This window comes from Agarivorans sp. (assembly GCF_050295395.1).
Lineage (GTDB): Bacteria > Pseudomonadota > Gammaproteobacteria > Enterobacterales > Celerinatantimonadaceae > Agarivorans.
In genome coordinates, this window is the sequence record NZ_JBNKPP010000208.1 from 1 (window position 1) to 5,235 (window position 5,235).

Consider the following 5,235-nt stretch of genomic DNA (forward strand, 5'->3'; position numbering starts at 1 on the left):
ATGGCGCTTTGTTCAACCTAGAACTTATTCCTGTCACGTAGGTAAATGCTATGAATATCAGTTTTTTAGCTAAGCACCCTTTGCCTAGCAGTTTGTTTTTACTCGGGGTTTTAGTGTTAAGTCATGGGTTGTATATACAAGCTAAGGCTTATTTGGCGCAGTTTTTAATTGCTCATGCTTGGCAAAGTACCTTAGCCGATCAACAAGTACACAAACCTTGGTACTGGGCGGATACCTATCCTGTGGCCAAGTTGAGTTTTGTGATTAAACAAGAAAGCATCGCCTTTAAGCATCAATTGGAATCTGTGTATGTATTAGCGGGCGCGTCGGGGCGAACATTGGCTTTTGGCCCAGGGCTAGTGCTAAGTGGGGCAGCAATTGGTGAGGTCGGCAATACCATCATTGCCGGTCATCGAGACACCCACTTCGCTCACTTGGCGGCGATAAACAAAGGCGATTTATTGCAGCTAGAGGCGCGTGATGGCCAACAGCTACTCTATCAAGTGGTGAATACGCAAATTGTTCATCAAAGTGAAACGCGGTTTATGGCACCAAGCGATGATAATCGAATCACGCTAATTACTTGTTACCCCTTTAACCAGTTAAGCGGCGGGGCAGAGCAGCGTTACATTGTTGAGGCATTATTGGTGAGTAAGCCTAAGCTGGTTTAATTAGACTTTAACGCGGCTTGGAGGAAAAAGTCCTTTTTTTTAATCTGGGAGAGATTGAAGGGGAATGGTGAGGAAATTTAAAAATAATCTTGGGGAAATCTTGGGGAGGCCAATAAACGTGAAATACAAAAAAGCCCGTAACTCATTGAGCTACGGGCTATTATATGGTCGGAACGAGAGGATTTGAACCTCCGACCCCCGACACCCCATGACGGTGCGCTACCAGGCTGCGCTACGTTCCGAATTGAGCAGTGAATTTACTTAGCTATCGACGTGCTGTCAATACACCTTGGTGATTTTTATGTTTAAGTGCTCAGCGAATAGACAAATTACGGTTGAGCTTGATAAAAACGCTTCAAGTCGTTGAAAACTTGAACCAACATCGGTACCGATACAGGGGCTGAGCTAGGTTTTAAATCACGGTCATATACTTGATAGCTACCTGAGTGGTTAAACAAGGTGACTTGGTTTTCCTGAACCACGGCTTGCTGCTCTTGGTTACCAATTAATATCCAGTCGCGTTTACGTTTTTTGAAAATATTCTGGCCATTGCTGTAACTACGGCTGTTTGACGTTACCGCCAGCATATCTTCTAAAAGAGTAGGTGCTATATCGTTGTGACTGGTATCACGGTGGTGCAAGCTAGGAGCTCGATCTGGCCAAGAGATAAATAACGGCACTTGGGTTTGGTAGCGGCTGAAGTTGCTGCCGTTACCCCAATAGTTGTTGTGGTTATCATTCAGTTCATTGGCATAATTAGAGGTAAATATCACAATGGTTTTTTCCATCTGACCGTTTTGTTTCAGCTTTTCGAATACCGAACTCAGTTTCTGGTCGAGTACGTTTGCGGCACTGTGGTAATACTGCTTAATCGATTGCGCCGTCACTTCTGGCATCGCTTCGCCGCTTCCGTTGTCATAGGCCGCTACGCCATTTAAATAGAGGAAGTTAAACCACGGTAGCTGGGCATACTGGGTTTGTTGCCAGTCTAACCATTGTTGAATAGCTTGAGTATCGCCCTGCGCGCCACCGGGTTGAGCGGACATATTTAAGTTTTTTAAGGCACTAAAAGTGCTTCCAGCTAGCTCAGGTCGATTGAGGCCTTGGCTCGAGAATAGTTGTATTTGGTAGTTATGTGCCTGCAGGGCATCGAGTAATACCGGGCTTTGGTGACTTGATTTGATGTTTGGCCAGTAGTTGCTGGGCAATCCATAAAACAGGCTAAATAAGCCTTCTTGTGCTTGATTACTACCACTAAAATGACTAAAGAATTGGCTGGACTGTTTAGCTAGCTGCCAGCTATTAGGCATGGTTTGCTGGTTTAGCATGTCCCAACGCAGGCCTTCAACAACAATTAACAACAAGTTGTAGCGTTGTTCAAGCTGCACATATTTTAATGGGGATAGAGGGTATTTTAGCCCGCCTTGACGTTCCTCTTCTTTCGCTTGGCTGCGTTTGTAATAGGCATCTACATCGAGGATGCCTTGGGCTTGAAGAAAGCTACGAGCGGTTAGCGGATAGAACAAGGGGTAGTTGTTTTTCTGCCGAGTAATGGCCTGATAGTTAGTGGCATCGGCCCAAGCGTGCACTAAGTGGGTCAGTAAAAAACAAACGAATAGCAGCGCCGCAATGGGAACGCCAAAGTGTTTGTGCTCTAAACGGCGCAGGTATTTCCAGCACAAACGAGCTAGCCATAGCTCCAACAAAAATATAAAGGGAACCGAGGCAAACAAAAAGTTAAGCGTATTGGCTTGGCTGTTTTGTTCTTCGTCAATTAATAATTCAAATAGGGCCGGGTTGAGGTGCAGGCCAAAGTTAGCGAAAAGTTCCGTATCAAAAATTAACAGGCTAATGCCAATGGTGGCGAATAGCGCGCCAATGAAGCGCATCGAACGATTGCTCGGTATGATGAAACTTAGGGGAAATAGCGTGAGTAGAAAAATCACAAAGGCGATAAATGAAAACTGCCCCAGCCAACTCACTAATAGATAGCTTTGTCCTAAAAAGGTTTCTGGTGGCGCAACCAAAACCAAGTAACGTAGCCCGACGATTAAGGCGAAAATAATATTAGTTAAACAAAACCAATGACCCCAGCTAATCAGCTGAGAAACTTTATCGCGGTACTGTTTTGAGCTACTTACCATTAGAGCGAAATATTCCTTTACTTATCATTAATCGAGCTTTTTAGTGCTTTAGCAAAGCCTTCACTGAGCTTTGCTCTATGCTCTGGTGCAACCCGTTGGTTGATGATACAGGTTGCTGCATTACCAAGTACCATTAGCGCGAGATCAGGCTTAACATCGGGTTTGTCGATTACTTGGAGTACTTGATTAAGTAATTGTTCCACTTGCTGGTTCGAATATTTTGAAACTATTGCCATTTGTTCTCTGCAAATTTGCTGTTAAAGACGCGTATAATAACTCACCTCGTCAGCAAACACTAACAGTTAGAGACTATGAGCATTTCATTAAAACACCTTATTTTACATTCATTAGAGTTGAACCAAGATGGCGCGCTTGAACTTCAGGCGCGCGCAGAGGAAATGGCGCATAGCGATGCCGCTCTAGAGCTTATTGAGAGCCTCCATCTGAACTATAGTGGTCGTGCGGCCAAGGGGTTTGGCTTTTATAACGAACAAAACAATAGTCCTTTCAAGCAGCAGCTAGATGGCCTTTTGGACGCTAGCTTAGATTTTCATCGCTACAGCGTGGATGCAGGCCAAGTATTAGTAGAGGAGTTACAGAAATACGATTTTGTCGAGCAAGGGGTGTTACTGTTTGCGCAATATGAGCATGTTGCTGGTGAGTATTTATTGATCATGTTGTTGGAAAATAAAACATCGCCGGCGGTCAATGAGAGCCTAGAACTTACCGCTAGTCGTTATTTGGAAACCAGTTCAATCCAGCTAGCGGCACGAATCGATATCACCGATATGCAGCGAAATGCTGAGTCTAAGCGTTATGTGTCTTATGTGAAGGGGCGAGCCGGGCGGAAAATATCAGATTTTTTTGTTGAATTTTTGGGCTGTGACGACGGACTAGACGTAAAACTGCAAAACACCGTGTTAATGCAAGCCGTTGATGATTATTGTCAGGCAACTCAATTAGATAAGGAAGAGAAGCGTGCTTATAAAGATGAAGTGAAGAGCTACTGTGAACAACAGCTCAAAGAGGGTCAAGAGATTATCGTAGGCGAACTCGCTAAAGCCTTACCTAAAGCGGAAGAAAATGTTGATTTTTATCAATTTGCTGCTGAGAACTACCCCTTAGAAGAGCAGTTCCCTGCGGATCGTACCGCGCTGAAAAAACTAGCTAAATGTTTTGGTCAAGGAAAGGGAGTTTCGGTTAGTTTTGAACAAAAATTGCTCGGAGAGCGAGTTTTTTACGATGAAGCAACTGATACGTTGACCATTGTGGGGATCCCTCCTAACTTAAGAGAGCAGTTAAAAAATAATAAATAGGCCAATAATAAACCTTGAAAAGGTTTCCAGTTTCATTTGTGTAGTAAAATTACCACATGGAAAGGTTTTCAGTGGTTTTTGTTGGTTGTTTTGTTGTTTTATTACCACTGTTGGGTGATTGAATCACCTCTCAGAGCGTGTCCGGCCTTGCTTTTGGGGTTTGTAATATAATTTCAAAAGTGCGAGCTGAGTCATGTGCGCTTTCATGCTTTTGGGCTAGAATCAGGCTCAGCAAGTTACTCTTGCGACCTAAAAATCATAACGACAGTTAAGGAAAGGCTAATGAAAAAGACAATTCTTGCATCTGCTATTGCGGTTGCTTCTTTAGGCATGGCGGCTAACGCTTTTGCTGCAATTGAAGAAGGCCAGTTGACCATTTGGGTAAATGGCGACAAAGGCTATAACGGCTTAGCTGAAGTAGGTAAACGCTTTGAAGCTGATACTGGTGTTAAAGTAAGTGTTGCACACCCAGATGACGCCCCAGGAAAATTCCAGCAAGCGGCTTCTACAGGCTCTGGCCCAGATATCTTCTTATGGGCACACGACCGCTTTGGTGACTGGGTTGACGCGGGTCTATTAACTGAGGTTAAACCAAGTGCTGAGAAAAAAGCTGCAGTTGAAGATTTCGCTTGGGATGCTGTAACCATTAACGGCAAAATCTATGGTTACCCAATCGCTATCGAAGCGGTAGGCCTTATTTACAACAAAGATTTGGTTCCAAACCCACCTAAGACTTGGGAAGAAATCCCTGCACTTGATACTGAGCTGCAAAAGTCTGGCAAGCACGCCATCTTATGGGATTACAACAATACTTACTTCACATGGCCATTGCTAGCCGCTAACGGTGGTTACATCTTTAAATACGAAAATGGTGCTTACGACACTAAAGATACTGGTGTAGCAACGCCTGGCGCTAAAATGGGCGCTAAAGTGATTAAAGACTTGATTGACAACGGTCATATGCCAAAAGGCGCTGACTATGGTGTAATGGATTCTGCCTTTAACAAAGGTGAAGTAGCCATGGTTATCAACGGTCCTTGGGCTTGGGATAACATGGAAAAAAGTGGCATTAACTACGGTGTGACTTACATTCCAACTATCAAC

General features: G+C 44.0%; 5 protein-coding genes and 1 tRNA gene. 3 read left to right on the forward strand and 3 right to left on the reverse strand.

Translation table 11 applies throughout. The annotated features are described in order from the left end of the window. Positions 1-50: 50 nt before the first annotated feature. Entirely contained in the window at positions 51-671 is a 621-nt protein-coding gene (locus tag ACQY6Q_RS11920) for a class GN sortase (RefSeq protein ID WP_427981707.1), read from the forward strand. Positions 672-836: 165 nt separating this feature from the next. Here the strand turns inward: ACQY6Q_RS11920 and ACQY6Q_RS11925 are convergent. The 3 genes from ACQY6Q_RS11925 to ACQY6Q_RS11935 form a co-directional block, all read right to left on the reverse strand. Further along, a tRNA-Pro gene (locus ACQY6Q_RS11925) sits at positions 837-913 on the reverse strand. An 87-nt stretch (positions 914-1,000) separates the two neighbouring features. Further along, positions 1,001-2,815, reverse strand: a complete 1,815-nt coding sequence (locus ACQY6Q_RS11930; protein ID WP_427981709.1) for a DUF3413 domain-containing protein — start codon at positions 2,813-2,815, stop codon at positions 1,001-1,003. Positions 2,816-2,832: 17 nt separating this feature from the next. Continuing rightward, on the reverse strand, positions 2,833-3,051 hold the full coding sequence (locus tag ACQY6Q_RS11935; protein WP_427981711.1) for a DUF1414 domain-containing protein: 219 nt from the start codon (positions 3,049-3,051) through the stop codon (positions 2,833-2,835). 75 nt (positions 3,052-3,126) lie between these two features. On the opposite strand from ACQY6Q_RS11935, the gene yejK reads away from it, so the two are divergent. Next, positions 3,127-4,131: a nucleoid-associated protein YejK gene (yejK, locus tag ACQY6Q_RS11940; protein WP_427981713.1), complete on the forward strand. Its 1,005-nt coding sequence runs from the start codon at positions 3,127-3,129 to the stop codon at positions 4,129-4,131. 282 nt (positions 4,132-4,413) lie between these two features. Continuing rightward, positions 4,414-5,235, forward strand: an 822-nt coding sequence (gene malE / locus ACQY6Q_RS11945) for a maltose/maltodextrin ABC transporter substrate-binding protein MalE (RefSeq protein WP_427981715.1), incomplete at its 3' end; no start/stop codon positions are given.